Source organism: Bradyrhizobium oligotrophicum S58 (assembly GCF_000344805.1).
Classification (GTDB): Bacteria; Pseudomonadota; Alphaproteobacteria; order Rhizobiales; family Xanthobacteraceae; genus Bradyrhizobium; species Bradyrhizobium oligotrophicum.
Genome location: NC_020453.1, coordinates 2,767,621 through 2,782,727, shown reverse-complemented (window position 1 = coordinate 2,782,727; position 15,107 = coordinate 2,767,621). Strand labels below are relative to the sequence as shown.

The following is a 15,107-nucleotide window of genomic DNA, read 5'->3' as shown; positions in this document are numbered from 1 at the left end:
CCCTCATGGTGAGGAGGCGCGCAGCGCCGTCTCGAACCATGAGGCCCGAGTTCGCTGCCAAGCAGACGATTCTCGGCCGGCGCACGCCTCACGAATACCGCATCACCCCATCATCGACCTTGCCGAACCGCAGCGAGACGATATCCAGCGCGTAGTTCTGGTACAGCCGCCACGGCCGCTTCGAGCCTTGCTTGGGCAGGTCGGCAATCGAGCGCTGCACATAGCCGGAGCTGAAGCTCAGCGACGGCAGCGGCGTGACGGTGGTGTCGTCGTTGTGCGGCACGCATTGGCGATAGCCATGGCGATCCATGTAGTTGAGGAGACGGCAGACATATTCGCAGGTGAGATCGCATTTCAGCGTCCACGATGCGTTCGTGTAGCCGAGGGTGGCCGCCATGTTGGGCACGTCGGAATACATCATGCCCTTGTAGTTGAGCGTCTTGGCAAAATCGACCGTGCGGCCGTCGACCACGACCTCGATGCCGCCGAGAACCTGCAGCACCAGCCCCGTCGCGGTCACCACGATTTCGGCCTCGAGCTCGCGGCCGTCGGAGAGGCGCAGGCCGCGCTCGGTGAACGTGTCGATCCCGGCTGTCACCACCGACGCCCGCTGCTCGCGGATGGTCCTGAACAGGTCGCCATCCGGCACCAGGCACAACCGCTGGTCCCACGGGTTGTAGCGCGGCGTGAAATGGGTGGCGACGTCGTAGTCGGGGCCAAGCGCGGCGCGCACGCCCCCTAATATCAGCTGCTTGACCCGCTGCGGCTTGCGGCGGCTGAGCTGGAAGAAATACATCCCGAACAGCACGTTGCGCCAGCGGATCAGATGATAGGCGAGACCAGCCGGGAGGTGCTCGCGCAGCTTGTTGGCGAGCGCATCCTGCGCCGGGCGCGACACGACATAGGTCGGCGAGCGCTGCAGCATCGTCACGTGCGCCGCGGTCTTGGCCATTGCCGGCACCAGCGTCACCGCCGTCGCACCGGAGCCGATCACGACGACGCGTTTGCCGGCATAGTCGAGGTCGGCGGGCCAGGCCTGCGGATGCACGATGCGGCCCTTGAAATCGGCCATGCCCTTGAAGTCCGGCAGATAGCCTTTCTCATAGCGGTAGTAGCCGGAGCACATGAAAAGGAAGCCGCATGTCATCGACACGGTTTCCGTCGTGCCCTGCGCCGTCTGCCGCTCGGCCTCGACCGTCCAGCGTGCGTCCGCGCTCGACCACGAGGCGCGGCGGACGCGATGATTGAAACGGATGTGGCGGTCGATGCCGTTCTCGGTCGCGGTGTCCTGGACATATTTGAGGATCTGCGGCCCGTCGGCGATGGCTTTCGGATCGGTCCACGGCTTGAACGAATAGCCGAGCGTGTACATGTCGCTGTCCGAGCGGATGCCGGGATAGCGGAACAGGTCCCAGGTGCCGCCGAGCGCACCGCGCCCCTCCAGGAGGGCGAAGCGCTTGCCCGGACATTTGTGCTGCAGATGATAGGCGGCGGCGATGCCGGACAGCCCGGCACCGACGATCAGCACGTCGACATGCTCAGTTGACATGAGGTTTTCCTGGCGTTCCCTGGTCGAGCTTCTTGGTTTGCCTGTAGACAGTCGCAACCCGGCCTGTCGCTGTCAAATCGGCGGCACGTTCGCATTCGGTCAACCCTCCTCCGCTATCAGCGGAGAACACCCTCGAGACGGATCTGGCGATGGACCACCCCCACCCGCGCGACGACAGGCCCGGCGACAGCCGGGACCGCAGCGGTGTGCAGGCGCAGCGCGTCGGCCTCGGCTTTTCGATCGCCACGATCGGACTCGCGGCCTGGTCGCTGTTCCCGAGCTTTCCAGCCGGCCAGCTGATCGCAGTGGTCACCATCGTCCCGCTGCTGGCGCTGATCCTCACCTTGCGCTTCCCCGACCGGTTCCGGATCGGTCTCGGCTCGGGCTACGGCGCCAATCTCGGCACCGGCTGCATCGTGGCGGCCGGCACGCTCGCCGCGCGCACGCTGTCGGACGTCAACCTCGTCAGCTGGCTGCCGCTGACGGCCTTTACGATCGCGGTCGCGATCATCTTCCTGATCGTCGCCGCCCGGTTCGAGACCCAGCTGCGCCGGCGCGGCTGGCGGCTGCTGCTCGCCGCTTTGTTCGTCGGCGCCTATGCGTTCGGTGCGCTCGGCCAGTTCAACGCCGCGCTCGACCACTCCGCGCCGGCGCTGCTGCGCAGTCGCGTGCTCGCCAAGCATCTCGGCCACAGCCGGCTTGCGACCTATCAGCTCACGCTGGAGCCCTGGGGCCCGTTCGCGACACCGACCGACGCGCATGTGCAGCAGGAGCTGTATGAGCGGCTGCAACCCGGCGACACCGTCTGCCTCCGCCTGCACGACGGCGCGTTCGGCATGGCGTGGTTCACGGTCGCGGCGTGCCGGTGAAGGGCAAGATGGGGAATTTGCGCAGAGTGGCGATGCTGCGTATGTCCAGAGAGGCTTCGTAGCCCGCATGAGCGCAGCGATATGCGGGGTTTCACGCGCCGTCCCGGTGAACCCGGATGTCGCTGCGCTCATCCGGGCTACTCTGCAAACGAGGCTCTTTGAATGACCGACTTCCTGCCCCGCCCCTACGCCGTCGATCATTCCGACGTGCTGGAGCTTGACATCACGGCGCTCGACGCGCGCCCCGGCGCGGTGCTGGTGGCCCATTCGCCGTTCTATCCCGGCGGCGGCGGCCAGCTGCCGGACCGCGGCAAAATCACATGGAACGGTCTCGTCCGCGACGTCACGGGCTTCGAGCCAACCGCGGAAGGCATCTGGCACCTGATCGGTGACGACGCCATCCCGGACGGCTCGATCGCGCTGCGCGTCGATCCGGCGTTCCGGCAGCGCATGAGCGAGCAGCACACCGTGGCGCATCTCGTCAACAGCGCCGTCTACACACTGTTCGACGGCGCGCTGCTGACCGGCGTCCGCATGACCTGTAACGACGAGTTCAGCATCGACTTCGACCTGCCCAAGGTCGCGCCCGAACAGTTGCGCGCGGTGGAGAACGCCGTGAACGCCGCGATCTCCGACGATCGCCCGGTGCGCGCCTTCGACATGCCCTATGACGACGCGCAAGCCACCGCCGGGCTGTTTCGCGCCAAATCGGTCGCGCCGCCGCGCCAAGGCCGACGGCCTGATCCGCATCGTCGACATCGACGGCCTCGACCGCCAGGCCTGCGGCGGCACGCACTTGGTCTCGACGGCGCACGCGCGACGGGTGCGCATTCTCAAGGTGGACAACAAGGGACGGCAGAATCGGAGGTTCAGGATCGGGTTGGAAAGCGATTAAAGCCGGCCCGCGCAGCTTGGGCCGCCATCACGGCTTGGCTGCCGGCGCCGATCGGCTCTGCCCCGGCGGCGGAAACGCCGGCGCGAACAGGCAGTCCTGCATCCATGGAGCGGCAATGGGCTCCGGATCGACATCGGGATCATATTTCCAGAGCTGGTCGGGCCGAGGCGCAACGTAGCTCGCGTTCGAAGGCGCCGTATTCCAATGCGCGATCGCTTTCGCCTCGGCATCATCGTCGGGCTCGGGGCAGCGCTCGACGTCGGATTCTCCAGCTGAGCAGCCTGCAACAAGGACCGGGCGGCCGTCCTTCGCGACGCTGAGATACCGGTATTCCGTCATGTGACCGGTGGCCCACTCCGTGGACACACTGCAGATGCGGTCATGCTGCTGGCGGTGAGCTGTGCTGAAGCATGAAAAACTCCAGCGGCCGTAAGGCGGCGGCAAGACGTAGCAGGCCGTATCGTAGCCGGCGAAAGCGCCACCGCTGTCCTTCGCAGCCGCGGCCCGCTGTCGCTCCATGGTGCGGATGAGCCTGCCGGACTGCAGCTCGGCCAACCGATTGCGCGTGAACCCCAATAGGACGCTGGCGTCATCCTGTTGCGCGTCAGGATCGCTCTCGGCGGCGCCGAACCGATCGACGCCGCCGGACCGCACCTTGAGCCAGCGCCGCTGGCTGCGAATCAGCGCCTCGTGGAAATCAGGGTCTGTCGTCTCGCGCAGCAGCTTGAAATAGGCGGCGCTCATGGCGTCGTCCGCCTTCTTCAGCGCCGGCGTGGAACAGATGGTCTTGTCGACCGGCTGCTGCGCCTTCCCGCAATCAAGGGCGAGCGCCTGTGGCGCCAGCCCAAGACCGGAGGCGAGCACCAGAGCATAGACGACTATTCTCATAAGAATCTCTCACTTACTTCGCGAGCGACGCCAGGAACGCATCGCCGACGGCGCGCCAGCGGTCGGGATAGAGTCGCAGCAGATGGCCGTCGCCGGGCACGCCGTGCAGCAGCTCGAAGCGGACGGTGCCGCCGGCGGCCGCGAAGGCCGCGTGATACTCCTTGATCAGCGTCTCCGGATAGAGCCGGTCGTTGTCGGCGTAAAGCCAGAGCTGCGGCACCTTGCCGGCGGCGCCGCGGCCGGCATTGGCGTAGTACGGCGTGGTGACGGGACCGTAAGGGTACCAGCCGCCGACGACATTCACGACACCCATCACTTCCGCGGGTTTCAGGCCGGCATAATGCATGGCGAGAAAGCCGCCACGCGACTGTCCGGCGAGCAGCACCGGCCCGGCACGCACGCCCGGCAAGGTGCGGCCGAAGGCGATCGCGGAGTCCAGATCCTCGACCGCTTGCGCCACCCCGGCCGAGACGTCGATGAGATGGCCATCATGGTCCCTGCCAAAATCCTCCTCGCCATTGATGCCCTCGGAGCGGCCGCGGCCACGCCGCATGAACGTCAGCACGGCAAAGCCGTTGTCGCGCAGCCAGTGCGCCTCGGTCGCGAACGACCAGCTGCGCAGCTGATTGCGGCCGACATCGGAGCCGTGGGTGAAGATCGCGAGCGGTGCCGGCCCCGGCCCCGGTGGCGGGTAATAGGTCGCCTCCATCCTGATCGGCCGGCTGCCGTCGGGCGTCCGCAGCGTGAGATGCGGGATCCAGACCCGCTCGCCCGGCCAGGGCCAGTCATCCGGCCGCGCGCCGGCGGCCAGGTGCGCCGCGTCAGCGCGAACCAGTGCGCCGGAGGTGACACCGCCGTTCTTGAGGGTCGCCGTCATGAACAGCCGATCCGGACCGTCGAACGCGTAACGGAAAATGCGAAAGCCGGTCATCACCAGCACGCCGTCGGTGATCACGGCCTCGTCGCGCCACCATTCGCGATTGGCGCCGTAGAACGCGGAGTCCGACTGCGCGAACACCACATTCGCGCGCCCATCGGCGCGGATGCGCTCGACCACCAGGATGTGGCGGTCGTCGTGCCAGGTGCCGATCCATGCGCCGAGAAAGCGCGCCATGTCAGGTGGGACGTCCGGCGCCGGCGGCTCGATCTCGAACGCCGGCGGCAGCGGCACGATCGTCTCCGGATCGACCGTCAGCGGCTGGGCAACAGCAAATCGCATCATCACAACCACCACCGCCGCGAGCAACGCCGACACCGTGCGCATGACCCGATCTCCCCCTCCCCGACGTTACGGCCGATGTACGATCACGTCGAATCCTTCCTCAGCCGTGGGCGCCACGAAGTAGGAGGTGAACAGATCGAACTCCTCGTCGGTGACCGTAAAGGCGTGGCGCCCCTCCGCGTTGCGCGCGCGCAGCCGCGCCTTGCAGACCTCGTCGGGCACGTCGAGATGGTGCAGCCGATGCGGCGCGCCGGCCGCTTCGAACAGGTCGCGCATCCAGGCGCGGCTCTTGACCGTGTTGGCGGGAAAGTCGAGCACGACCGAGACGCCGGCGCGCAGCAGCGCCACCACATGCGGCCCCATCACGGCACGGAGCCGTGACGAATTGCGTACGTAGTCGGCCAGGGTGGTCTGCTCACCGGGATAGAGCCGCGCCAGCCATTCATCCTCCGCGACCACGACGGTGCTCGGGCGCCGGGCTAGCTCGGCCGTGAGCGTCGATTTGCCAGCGGCGATCTTGCCGCACACGAGGTGCAGCGTGGGTGGGTTGGGAGACATGGATGCAGACCTCACGCGCGGCGCCGCCTCGGACGCCTAGGACGTTCACGGACGATGTTCACAGGCAGACTCGCCCGGCCCGACGGATCAGGCCGGGTCGGTAATTCGGCTGCGAATGGCAGCGGCTGCAATGTGGACGCGAGAGGTCATCGCATATTTGTGTCAGATCGTGACGACGGCGTCCAGATGGTTGACGTCCACGCCGGACAGAGCAATCGCGTAATCGGCTTCTTTCGCTTCGTCGTGGCCGGGCTCCGTCACCTGCATGACCAGTCCCAGATTGACAGATATCCTCATGGCAGAGATCCTTCCCGTCCTATGCGATACCCCGATCGCGCCGCGCTCGCGACGATGGATCAATAGCGAGCCCTCTGCCATGCCGCCCGTCGAACAGGTCTTTGACTATCGCTTTCCGAACGTCGACATGCCGATCGTGACCATGTCGCGGCGGCTTGCCGATCTGGCAGCGAACCATGGCTGGACCGTCGAGACCTGGGACGAGGACTGCCTCGGCGAAGCATCGGGCGTGCTGCTCAGGCTCGCCTCAGGTCGCATTATTCTTCTCATGGAGCTGCGTCACGCGATCGAACATCACGGCGGGAGGGGGCCGACGGCCTACATCGAGGGCTTCGAGCTCGCCACACATGGGGTTGCCGTATTGCTCACCGAAATCCTTAGGACGCTTGCGCTGACGGAGCATGACACGAGCTGGATAGCTCCGGCAGAAAGTCAACAATTTGCTCTCGACTTCATCAAGTACCCGCGCGCCCTGCCACCGCCGCCCTCCGTTGGACCGCCGGACAGCTATATGCACACAATCAATCCCCGGGACGAGGATTTTGAGATCGAGTGCTATGGCGAACTCGACCGTGATCGCTATCCGCTGCGGTGGATCAGGAAGTATGGCGACAGCCGTCTCGAAACCTGCAGCTACGCCCATGCCAACTGGCGCGACATGATGCCCGAGGGCCCGATTTCGACCATCTCCGAAATCAATGCCGTTCCCGGATTTGCCGCCCACGACATCTCGGCTTCCGAGTTCGAGGCAGTCTGGCATGCGGCGCTGGGCTTCAAGTGATCAGCGAGACTTAACGTCGCGGGTGCGACGGCTTTCATCGCGCCCCTTGAATCGTAGCTCCCTCACGAATCTGGAAGAGCTCTAAGAGCAATTCCAGCTGCCGCTCCGTTGACAGCTCCTCGCCATTGCCGTCTCCACTGAGCCCACGATGCATCGTGTTTTGAATTTGCTCATTGGAGGGATTGATGAGACTGACCATTGCGGCCGCTGTCGCACTCGCTGGCTTCGCCGCCGTCACGCCGGCCATGGCCGACGGCTACAAGGACTGCACCAAGCTCGACAAGGCGTCGTGGAAGCCGGCCAGCGAGGCCGAGGCGAAGGCCAAGGACGCCGGCTACGAGGTGCGCCGTTCCAAGGTCGAGGGCAGCTGCTACGAGGTCTACGGCGTCAAGGGCGGCAAGCTGTACGAGCTGTTCTACAGCCCGGAGGATCTCAGCCTGAAGCATACGATCGCCAAGTAGTTGGAACGACGTGGCGTCGTGCAGCTCTGCATGACGCGACGTGATGACCATGCACGGGACGAACCCCAGAGCCAGCTTGCGAGACCCAGACCCTGCCGAGACCGTGCAGGTCTGGGATCTTCCCTTGCGCCTATGGCACTGGATGCTGGCAATACTGGTGCTGGTCGCCTGGGTGACGCCGAACGTCCATGACGGCCTGCACCGGCTTGCAGGCTACGCGATCCTCGGACTGCTCGCTTTTCGTTTGGTCTGGGGCGTACTCGGCACACGCCATTCGCGCTTTCGCAGCCTCGGTGTCCGGCTGCGCGCCACGCCGGCCTATTTGTGGAATCTGCGGCGCGGCAGGACCGGACGCTATCTCGGCCTCAACCCCGCCGGGACCGCGATGCAGCTCGCGCTGCTACTGCTGCTCATCGTCTCCGCCGCCACCGGCGCGATGCAGGTGACCGTGCGCTTCTTCGGCATCTGGTGGGTCGAGGACACCCACGAGGCGACGTCGTATCTCCTGATCCCGCTCGTCGTGCTGCACGTCGCCGGTGTCGTGCTGGTCAGCCGGCTGCAGCGTGAAAATCTTGCACGCGCCATGCTGACGGGACGCAAGCTGCTGAGGCGCGGCCCTCGCACAACGACGACGCCGGTCGATCGCTGACGGCTTTCAGCCCCGTACGGCGTAGGGCGTCTGCGCCAAGCGGTCCGCACCGATGGCGAGATCGCGCTGAACGTCCGCCAGCGCCTGACGCTCGCGTTTCTCTTCGGGCAATGACCAGATCGAATCATCGGGCGCGTAGTCCCGGATCAGCCGCGTGCGACCGATGATGATCTCGATGGTGCTCATGACATCAGCTCCCCGAACCAGTACAGGCAGACTACGCCGTGCTGCTACGGGCGGCAACCTGTCGGCGTGATGGCGTGGAGTCTGCGCCGCCGCCGTCGGGGCGTGCGCATGCTGAACAGCAGTCCGAGGCGCCACACCGGGAACTTCGGATCGTTGCACACAAGCCACAGTTCACGCAAAAGCTGCGCATCAGCGACGCTGCGTGGTTGCGCCTCACCGCGATGCACCGAACAATCGTTGGTATCGGATGCCTGACCGCACCTGTTCGCAGGGGCCGGGATTTTGGGGAGGCCGGATGATGAGCTCACAGCAGTTCACCACACGTGCGTTGTGCCGATCGGTTGTTTTCGCCGGCTGCATCATGGCGTGGCCCGCAGGCGCCGCCGAACTCGAGGCGACGTCGCCGCCGAACGTCGCAGAGGCCACTTCGGCCGCGACGGTCGAGCAGATGGCGGCGCAGCCCACGACGGCCGAACCTGCGTTGACGACGGCATCGATCACGCCATCGGTCATCCTGGCTCCGGACGAACAGGCGCCGCCGAGTGCAGCAACCGAGGCACCTCAGCCCGCCGTCGCCAGCGCCGACCGCACCGAGATCCTCGACGAATGTCCGGTCATCGACGTCTGCGTCGACCGCTATCTGTGGGCGCTGTATGAGCGCGCGCCGAAGCTCGACAAGATCAGGGAGACCGAGCGCCGCGTCGTCACGGTCAAGCGCAAGGGCCGCATGGTCAAGGTGACGCGAAGCTTCACCAAGCTGGTGGACAATGATTTCACCTGGAAGGACCCCAAGGCCGCCGACCGCGTCGGCCGCACCATGATGGAGTACGTGATCGGCGGCATGGACCGCGGCTTCAAGCTGAAGCTGTTTCATGCGCTGCACGCCGCCGAGCAGGCGGGACTTTGCCCGGGGATCACCAGCGCCTTCCGCGACGATTATCGCCAGGAGATCGCCAGCGGCCTGAAGGCCGCGACGAACCGCTCCTATCATGGCGGCAGCCTGCGCGGCGGCTATGGCCATGGCCTCGCGGCCGACATCGTCAGCGTCAATGGCGCGACGCGCGCGCAGCGCTGGGTGGCGACGGAACAGCTGTGGAAATGGGTCGATGCCAACGGCAGGAGTTTTGGTGTCGGCCGCCCCTATCTCGACCGCGACCCGCCGCATGTCGGCCCGGTCGACGGCGAGGAATACGCCAAGCATCGCGGACCGGCTGTGAAGGTGGCTGCGGCCGAGACGAGAAAGCACAAGCGTCTCGCAGCCAGGCAGGACCACCCCGCGGCCAAGCGCGCCAAGGCTGTGCGCGCCTCGGCGCTGGGCACACGGCGGACGGGGTAAGACGCAGCGCCGGGGCCGCGGAACGACACGGGACGGTCGCGCGCTTTCCGCCGATAGCTCCGGCCGAAACGCTATGACCGCGCTATGATGACGGCGTCGCCCATTCCCGCCACGCTGCGAGATCGCCATGCCGTTACATCAACGTCCGCCCGAACCCGCTGATGCCGCAGCCCGGCGTGCGGCCCGCCCTGCGATCGTCTATCCCACCGGAACGCTGCCGACGCCGAATATGGCGATGCTCGAGACCGCGCGGCAGAGCATGACCCGGGTCAGTGAGGTCATCGTGCCGCCGCGCGATGCTCGCGCTTTTCGGGTCACGCGCGGGCAGTTCTTTCGCATCGTCTGCACCGACGGGCCGCAGGTCGGTGACCTCAACCTCTGGAGCGCGCATGACCTGTCCGAGCGCTTCTTCAGCGGCAAGACCCGCGCGCTGCACGCGACGCATGTCTCGACCGGCGACCGGCTGTGGAGCACGATGCCGAGCCTGCGGCCGATGGCCACGATCAGCCACGACACACTCGGCTGGTATGGCTTCGATGCAGACGGCGCCGGCATCCACGACGTGATCGGCACCCGCTGCGATCCCTATACAAACCGTCTGCTCAGCGGGACCGACTACGATTTCTGCTGTCATTCGAATCTGGCGCGGGCGCTGGCCGGCGCGGTGAATGCAGAGCCGCGGACGGTGGAACATCACGTTCACGACGTGCTCAACGTCTTCATGTGCACGGGCTTCACCCGCGACACGCAGCAGTATTTCATGAAGGCGAGCCCGGTGCGGCCTGGCGACTTCATCGAGCTGTTCGCCGAGATCGATCTGCTCGGCGCGCTGTCCGCGTGTCCCGGCGGCGACTGCGGCACGACGCATTCGAGCGACGCCGCGGCCTGCTACCCCTTGCGAATCGAGATCTTCGAGCCGGACCGGACGACGCTCGCCGATTGGCCATGGCCGCGACAGAGCGACTATCATCGCGGCCACGGGGCGGACGCCGTCGCGTCCCGCTGACAGGTCGCAAAACGCAAAAGGCCGGGGCAATGCCCCGGCCTTCGCTTCTCCGCCGCGCGTAGCGCCGGATCTCAGTAGCGGTAGTGGTCCGACTTGAACGGGCCTTCCGGCTTGACGCCGATGTAGGAGGCCTGGTCGGGGCGCAGCTTGGTGAGGTTCACGCCGATCTTGGCGAGATGCAGCATCGCGACCTTTTCGTCCAGCGACTTCGGCAGCACGTAGACTTCCTTCTTGTACTTGCCGTCCTTGTTGTTGGCGTAGAGTTCGATCTGCGCCAAGGTCTGGTTGGTGAACGACGCCGACATCACGAAGGACGGATGGCCCATCGCGTTGCCGAGGTTCACGAGGCGGCCTTCGGACAACAGGATCATGCGCTTGCCGTCTGGGAAGGTGATCTCGTCGACCTGCGGCTTGATGTTGGACCACTTCAGGTTCTTCAGCGAGGCGACCTGGATCTCGTTGTCGAAGTGGCCGATGTTGCAGACGATGGCGCGATCCTTCATCGCGCGCATGTGCTCGATGGTGATGATGTCCTTGTTGCCGGTGGCGGTCACGAAGATGTCGGCACGCGGCGCGGCGTCCTCCATCGTCACGACCTCATAGCCCTCCATCGCCGCCTGCAGCGCGCAGATCGGATCGACCTCGGACACCATGACGCGGCAGCCCGCCTGGCGCAGCGAAGCGGCCGAGCCCTTGCCGACGTCGCCGAAGCCCGCGACCATCGCGATCTTGCCCGACATCATCACGTCGGTGCCGCGGCGGATGCCGTCGACCAGCGACTCGCGGCAGCCATAGAGGTTGTCGAACTTCGACTTGGTGACGCTGTCGTTGACGTTGATCGCCGGCCACAGCAAGGTGCCGGCCTTCTGCATGTCGTACAGACGGTGCACGCCCGTGGTGGTCTCTTCCGAGACACCCTTGATCGACGCCGCGATGCCGGCGAAGTAGCCCTTCGGCTTCTCCTTGAGCTGCTTCTTCAGCAGCGCGAAGAACACTTCCTCTTCCTCGGAAGCCGGCTTGTCCAGGAACGCCGTATCACCGTTCTCGGCGCGCAGGCCGAGATGAACGTACATGGTGGCGTCGCCGCCGTCATCGAGGATCATGTTGGGATGGCCACCGCCATGCCAGTCGAACAGTTTTGCAGTGTAGTCCCAATACTCGGCCAGCGTCTCGCCCTTGACGGCGAACACCGGAATGCCGGCGGCGGCGATCGCGGCGGCGGCGTGGTCCTGGGTCGAGTAGATGTTGCAGGAGACCCAGCGGATGTCGGCGCCGAGCGCCTTCAGCGTCTCGATCAGCACGCCGGTCTGAATGGTCATGTGCAGGGAGCCGGCGATGCGCGCGCCCTTCAGCGGCTGCTTCGGGCCGTATTCCTCGCGCGTCGCCATCAGGCCCGGCATCTCGGTCTCGGCCAGCGAGAGCTCCTTGCGGCCGAACTCGGCGAGCGACATGTCCTTGACGATATAGTCGTTGAAACCTGGCTTGGCGGTCATGAGATCATCCTCTGTCTTCGCGCGAACGCGACATTCAGCAAATCGAACAACAATGGTTCGTCGTGCCCGGCCTTGTGCCGGGCATCCACGTCTTCACGTCGTAGCAGTCACCGTACTCAAGACGTGGATGGCCGGGACGAGCCCGGCCATGACGCCTCAAACATCTCGGCCGCTTCCGGCCGGTAGCGCTTACACCGCGCGCTTGAACGCCTCGGCGAGGTCGGTCTTCTCCCAGGAGAAGCCGCCCTCATTGTCCGGCGTGCGGCCGAAATGGCCGTAGGACGAGGTGCGCGCGTAGATCGGACGGTTGAGGTCGAGGTGGCTGCGGATGCCGCGCGGGGTGAGATCCATCACCTCGGCCGCGATCTTCTCGAGCCGATCCTCCGGCACCTTACCGGTGCCATGGGTGTCGATGTAGATCGAGAGCGGACGCGCCACGCCGATCGCGTAGGCAAGCTGCAGCGTGCAGCGGTCGGCAAGACCGGCGGCAACGATGTTCTTGGCGACGTAGCGCGCGGCATAGGCCGCGGAACGATCGACCTTGGTCGGATCCTTGCCCGAGAAGGCGCCGCCGCCATGCGGGGCCGCGCCACCATAGGTGTCGACGATGATCTTGCGGCCGGTGAGGCCAGCGTCGCCGTCGGGACCGCCGATGAAGAACTTGCCGGTCGGATTGATGTGCCAGATCGTCTTCGGGGTGATCCAGCCTTCCGGCAGCGCCTTGCGCACATAAGGCTCGACACGCTCGCGCACCTGCTCCGAGGTCATGTCCTCGACCAGATGCTGGTGCGACACCACGATCTCGCGGACGCCGACCGGCTTGCCGTTCTCATACTGCACGGTGACCTGGCTCTTGGAGTCCGGCCCGAGCACCTTCTCGACACCGGAGTGACGGGCTTCCGAGATCAGACGCAGGATCTTGTGGGCGTAGAATATCGGCGCCGGCATCAGGTCCGGGGTCTCGTTGGTGGCGTAACCGAACATGATGCCCTGGTCGCCGGCACCCTCTTCCTTCCGCTCGCCGGGCTGCAGCGCGTCGACGCCCTGCGCGATGTCGGCGGACTGCGGATGCAGGAGGATCTCGATGTCGCAGGTCTTCCAGTGGAAGCCTGCCTGCTCGTAGCCGATGTCCTTGATGGCCTCGCGGACGACGTGCTCGATGTGCTCGTTGGTGACCGAGGACGGGCCCCGGGTCTCGCCGGCGATCACGACCTTGTTGGTGGTGGCGAGAGTCTCGCAGGCGGCGCGGATCTGCCAGGGGTCGATGCCGGCCTTCGGCCCTTCGCGGTAGAACAGGTCGACGATCTCGTCGGAAATACGGTCGCAGACCTTGTCCGGATGGCCCTCGGACACCGACTCCGAGGTGAACAGATAAGACGCGCGCATCAAGCAACCCCTTCTTCGCCGCCCACGGCGGTCGTTTGTATTGATCCCAAGGATGTCAGTCGCGACGCCGCGAGATGACGTAGGACTCGTCGTAGAACCACAGCCCGTTATGCTTTCGCAGAACCTCTCTGGCGGCATCGAGCGCACGAGACGAGTGGGCCACCTCGGTCAGGCGGTCTTCCTCGATCTGCGCGACATACACCGCCGCGTTCCAGGCTGCAAAGGCCGTCGAGGTTCCGATCGCACCGGTGACCTCGTTGGGCAGAGCCTCCATCTCATACCTGAAAATCGAGCGATTGTCCGCATAGGCGTTAAAATTTAAGTCCCGCCCACTGGAGCCCAGCTCGTATTTCACGGCGCGCAATAGCTCATGGCGGCTGACCGAGAAAGGATTTTCTCCCGGCCACACCGCCTGGATGATCTCCAGCCCCGGATCCTGGCCGTGGGAGTGGATTCCGATCAGCCGGCCGCCCGGTTTCAAGGCCCGCGCCAGTGGTGCGATGATGCGTTTGGCGCGGAAATTGACTGAAGAGCGGGCCCGGTAGGGCTGCGAGGCGATGATCAGGTCGAAATTGGCCTCGACCCGCCCGGCCCTGGGGATGATGCCGTCGAGCAGGAAGCGGTGGTCCTCGCGGTAGAGCACCAGCGCGATCGGCCGTTCATAGACCGGCATCCCGGTGCGCTGGGAGACGTTGGCGCGCCAGTTCTGCTCCAGGAACGGCTTCAGCGCCGCGATCTGGGTCTCGAAATCGCCGGACGAATCCCCTTGCAGCACGACCTCGTGCCAGATCATCGAGGCGGCCACCGACGGCGAAGCCGGCGTCAGCCACGGCGCCTCGGCATAGTTCATGTTGGTGAACACGAACACCGAGGCCGGATGCTCGAACAGCCGGTCCGGCACTTTCTCGAGCGTCAGCCGGACGTCCTCGAGACTCAGCTCCTTGCCGGCGACATAGAACGGGATGTGCGGAAAGCGGCCATGCATCGTCCGCAGCACCTTCGACAGCACCGTGCCGTCGCCCACGCCGGCATCGAACAGCCGCAGCGCTGGCGGGCGCGGATGGATGCTCGCGAGTTCGAGGCCCACCCGCTCCGCCACCACCCGCTTCTCGCTGCAGGTGTGCACGAACAGCAGGTATTTCTGGCGGTTCTCGAAGAAGCGGAAATTGCTCTTGGGGTCGCGCTTCTCCGGCACGACGTCGAGCCGCGGCGGCGGCAGGGTGCCGGTGGACGCCGCGATATAGGCCTGGATGCGATCCAGCGTATCGATGGTGATACGCTTCCCCTCGCGCAACCGCTGCACGAGCTTGCCGTCGTTGACGGCCCGCCGGCCGAACGTCGACTCCGCCATGTCGGACTGGCGGCAGAACTCCGTGATCTGGGCGAGCAACTGGTCGTTCTTCATCGGCCCGAATAAGTGGGAAATGATGGTGGGCAGACGCCCCTTCGCCCAACCGTCTAGCACCATCTGCCCACCAAGGGAAGCCGTGGGACGGTACCTTGTTCCATCACTCTTTGAGGCTATAGAGTT

At 65.6% G+C, this 15,107-nt stretch carries 15 protein-coding genes and 1 pseudogene; 7 read left to right on the top strand and 9 right to left on the bottom strand.

The window, feature by feature from the left end; translation table 11 throughout:
• Positions 1–88: 88 nt before the first annotated feature.
• Complete coding sequence (locus tag S58_RS12105) at positions 89–1,600, bottom strand: flavin-containing monooxygenase (protein ID WP_277996611.1); 1,512 nt, start codon at positions 1,598–1,600, stop codon at positions 89–91.
• Positions 1,601–1,698: 98 nt separating this feature from the next.
• On the opposite strand from S58_RS12105, the gene S58_RS12100 reads away from it, so the two are divergent.
• Together S58_RS12100 and S58_RS12095 are read left to right on the top strand one after the other, a co-directional pair.
• Positions 1,699–2,418 (top strand): hypothetical protein, encoded by a 720-nt coding sequence (locus S58_RS12100; RefSeq protein ID WP_015665597.1) that lies wholly within the window; start codon positions 1,699–1,701, stop codon positions 2,416–2,418.
• A gap of 162 nt (positions 2,419–2,580) precedes the next feature.
• Positions 2,581–3,313: pseudogene (locus S58_RS12095) on the top strand (alanyl-tRNA editing protein).
• Positions 3,314–3,340: 27 nt separating this feature from the next.
• On the opposite strand, the gene S58_RS12090 reads toward S58_RS12095, so the two are convergent.
• The 4 genes from S58_RS12090 to S58_RS39300 all read right to left on the bottom strand — a co-directional run bounded on the left by S58_RS12090 (position 3,341) and on the right by S58_RS39300 (position 6,278).
• The gene (locus tag S58_RS12090) at positions 3,341–4,201 is read right to left on the bottom strand and encodes a lysozyme inhibitor LprI family protein (protein WP_015665595.1); all 861 of its coding nucleotides are present in this window, start codon (positions 4,199–4,201) and stop codon (positions 3,341–3,343) included.
• A 13-nt stretch (positions 4,202–4,214) separates the two neighbouring features.
• Positions 4,215–5,465 (bottom strand): alpha/beta hydrolase family protein, encoded by a 1,251-nt coding sequence (locus S58_RS12085; protein ID WP_015665594.1) that lies wholly within the window; start codon positions 5,463–5,465, stop codon positions 4,215–4,217.
• Between the two features lie 24 nt (positions 5,466–5,489).
• The gene (locus S58_RS12080; RefSeq protein WP_015665593.1) at positions 5,490–5,981 is read right to left on the bottom strand and encodes an AAA family ATPase; all 492 of its coding nucleotides are present in this window, start codon (positions 5,979–5,981) and stop codon (positions 5,490–5,492) included.
• A 162-nt stretch (positions 5,982–6,143) separates the two neighbouring features.
• Positions 6,144–6,278 (bottom strand): hypothetical protein, encoded by a 135-nt coding sequence (locus tag S58_RS39300; RefSeq protein ID WP_015665592.1) that lies wholly within the window; start codon positions 6,276–6,278, stop codon positions 6,144–6,146.
• On the opposite strand from S58_RS39300, the gene S58_RS12075 reads away from it, so the two are divergent.
• From S58_RS12075 to S58_RS12065, 3 genes are all read left to right on the top strand, one after another.
• Positions 6,277–7,059, top strand: a complete 783-nt coding sequence (locus S58_RS12075; protein ID WP_244440750.1) for a DUF6881 domain-containing protein — start codon at positions 6,277–6,279, stop codon at positions 7,057–7,059. The two genes, S58_RS39300 and S58_RS12075, sit on opposite strands and share 2 nt — an antisense overlap.
• A 185-nt stretch (positions 7,060–7,244) precedes the next feature.
• Positions 7,245–7,520 carry a PepSY domain-containing protein gene (locus S58_RS12070; RefSeq protein ID WP_042339290.1) on the top strand — a complete coding sequence of 92 codons (276 nt, stop codon included), beginning with the start codon at positions 7,245–7,247 and terminating at the stop codon, positions 7,518–7,520.
• A 43-nt stretch (positions 7,521–7,563) separates the two neighbouring features.
• The gene (locus S58_RS12065; RefSeq protein ID WP_042339287.1) at positions 7,564–8,169 is read left to right on the top strand and encodes a cytochrome b/b6 domain-containing protein; all 606 of its coding nucleotides are present in this window, start codon (positions 7,564–7,566) and stop codon (positions 8,167–8,169) included.
• A gap of 6 nt (positions 8,170–8,175) precedes the next feature.
• Here the strand turns inward: S58_RS12065 and S58_RS12060 are convergent, their stop codons facing one another.
• Positions 8,176–8,355: a hypothetical protein gene (locus S58_RS12060; protein WP_015665587.1), complete on the bottom strand. Its 180-nt coding sequence runs from the start codon at positions 8,353–8,355 to the stop codon at positions 8,176–8,178.
• A 295-nt stretch (positions 8,356–8,650) separates the two neighbouring features.
• Between S58_RS12060 and S58_RS12055 the strand changes: the two genes are divergently transcribed.
• Together S58_RS12055 and S58_RS12050 are read left to right on the top strand one after the other, a co-directional pair.
• On the top strand, positions 8,651–9,691 hold the full coding sequence (locus S58_RS12055) for a hypothetical protein (protein WP_042339284.1): 1,041 nt from the start codon (positions 8,651–8,653) through the stop codon (positions 9,689–9,691).
• 127 nt (positions 9,692–9,818) lie between these two features.
• The gene (locus tag S58_RS12050) at positions 9,819–10,697 is read left to right on the top strand and encodes an urea carboxylase-associated family protein (RefSeq protein WP_015665585.1); all 879 of its coding nucleotides are present in this window, start codon (positions 9,819–9,821) and stop codon (positions 10,695–10,697) included.
• Positions 10,698–10,768: 71 nt separating this feature from the next.
• Here the strand turns inward: S58_RS12050 and ahcY are convergent, their stop codons facing one another.
• From ahcY to S58_RS12035, 3 genes are all read right to left on the bottom strand, one after another.
• Positions 10,769–12,190 (bottom strand): adenosylhomocysteinase, encoded by a 1,422-nt coding sequence (ahcY, locus tag S58_RS12045; RefSeq protein WP_015665584.1) that lies wholly within the window; start codon positions 12,188–12,190, stop codon positions 10,769–10,771.
• Between the two features lie 189 nt (positions 12,191–12,379).
• Positions 12,380–13,576, bottom strand: coding sequence for a methionine adenosyltransferase (gene metK / locus S58_RS12040; protein ID WP_015665583.1), 1,197 nt, complete (start codon positions 13,574–13,576; stop codon positions 12,380–12,382).
• A 55-nt stretch (positions 13,577–13,631) separates the two neighbouring features.
• Complete coding sequence (locus S58_RS12035; RefSeq protein WP_042339280.1) at positions 13,632–14,981, bottom strand: hypothetical protein; 1,350 nt, start codon at positions 14,979–14,981, stop codon at positions 13,632–13,634.
• Positions 14,982–15,107: the final 126 nt, after the last annotated feature.

Excerpts from the sequence above, each read along its gene's own strand:
- S58_RS12070 (WP_042339290.1), top strand. The coding sequence starts at position 7,245 with ATGAGACTGACCATTGCGGCCGCTGTCGCACTCGCTGGCTTCGCCGCC.
- S58_RS12090 (WP_015665595.1), bottom strand. The coding sequence starts at position 4,201 with ATGAGAATAGTCGTCTATGCTCTGGTGCTCGCCTCCGGTCTTGGGCTG.
- S58_RS12050 (WP_015665585.1), top strand. The coding sequence starts at position 9,819 with ATGCCGTTACATCAACGTCCGCCCGAACCCGCTGATGCCGCAGCCCGG.
- S58_RS12085 (WP_015665594.1), bottom strand. The coding sequence starts at position 5,465 with ATGCGCACGGTGTCGGCGTTGCTCGCGGCGGTGGTGGTTGTGATGATG.
- S58_RS12080 (WP_015665593.1), bottom strand. The coding sequence starts at position 5,981 with ATGTCTCCCAACCCACCCACGCTGCACCTCGTGTGCGGCAAGATCGCC.
- metK (WP_015665583.1), bottom strand. The coding sequence starts at position 13,576 with ATGCGCGCGTCTTATCTGTTCACCTCGGAGTCGGTGTCCGAGGGCCAT.
- S58_RS12055 (WP_042339284.1), top strand. The coding sequence starts at position 8,651 with ATGATGAGCTCACAGCAGTTCACCACACGTGCGTTGTGCCGATCGGTT.
- S58_RS12060 (WP_015665587.1), bottom strand. The coding sequence starts at position 8,355 with ATGAGCACCATCGAGATCATCATCGGTCGCACGCGGCTGATCCGGGAC.
- S58_RS12100 (WP_015665597.1), top strand. The coding sequence starts at position 1,699 with ATGGACCACCCCCACCCGCGCGACGACAGGCCCGGCGACAGCCGGGAC.
- S58_RS12035 (WP_042339280.1), bottom strand. The coding sequence starts at position 14,981 with ATGAAGAACGACCAGTTGCTCGCCCAGATCACGGAGTTCTGCCGCCAG.
- S58_RS12065 (WP_042339287.1), top strand. The coding sequence starts at position 7,564 with ATGACCATGCACGGGACGAACCCCAGAGCCAGCTTGCGAGACCCAGAC.
- S58_RS39300 (WP_015665592.1), bottom strand. The coding sequence starts at position 6,278 with ATGAGGATATCTGTCAATCTGGGACTGGTCATGCAGGTGACGGAGCCC.
- ahcY (WP_015665584.1), bottom strand. The coding sequence starts at position 12,190 with ATGACCGCCAAGCCAGGTTTCAACGACTATATCGTCAAGGACATGTCG.
- S58_RS12075 (WP_244440750.1), top strand. The coding sequence starts at position 6,277 with ATGGCAGAGATCCTTCCCGTCCTATGCGATACCCCGATCGCGCCGCGC.